A 294-nucleotide genomic window follows, 5' to 3' on the forward strand; every position below is an offset into this window, starting at 1 on the left:
ACGGCTTGTCAATCGCACGCTCTGGTTCCGGGATGTAAGAATCCAGGAAGCCAGCCAGTTCGATGATTTTCGCTTCCCACTCTGCTTCGCCTTCCAGCGCTTTCAGAGCAGAACCACGAACGATCGGCGTGTCGTCGCCCGGGAAATCGTACTGAGACAGAAGTTCGCGAACTTCCATTTCTACCAGTTCCAGCAGCTCTTCGTCATCAACCATGTCGCATTTGTTCAGGAACACGATGATGTACGGAACGCCTACCTGACGACCCAGCAGGATGTGCTCACGAGTCTGCGGCA

At 54.4% G+C, this 294-nt stretch carries 1 protein-coding gene; it reads right to left on the reverse strand.

Going from position 1 to position 294, the window contains the following annotated elements:
- Positions 1-294 (reverse strand): GTP-binding protein (locus tag NNO08_RS23265; RefSeq protein ID WP_271457614.1); only part of this gene is annotated, 294 nt, incomplete at both ends.

Source organism: Citrobacter sp. Igbk 17 (assembly GCF_028069775.1).
In the GTDB taxonomy this organism is placed as follows: domain Bacteria; phylum Pseudomonadota; class Gammaproteobacteria; order Enterobacterales; family Enterobacteriaceae; genus Citrobacter.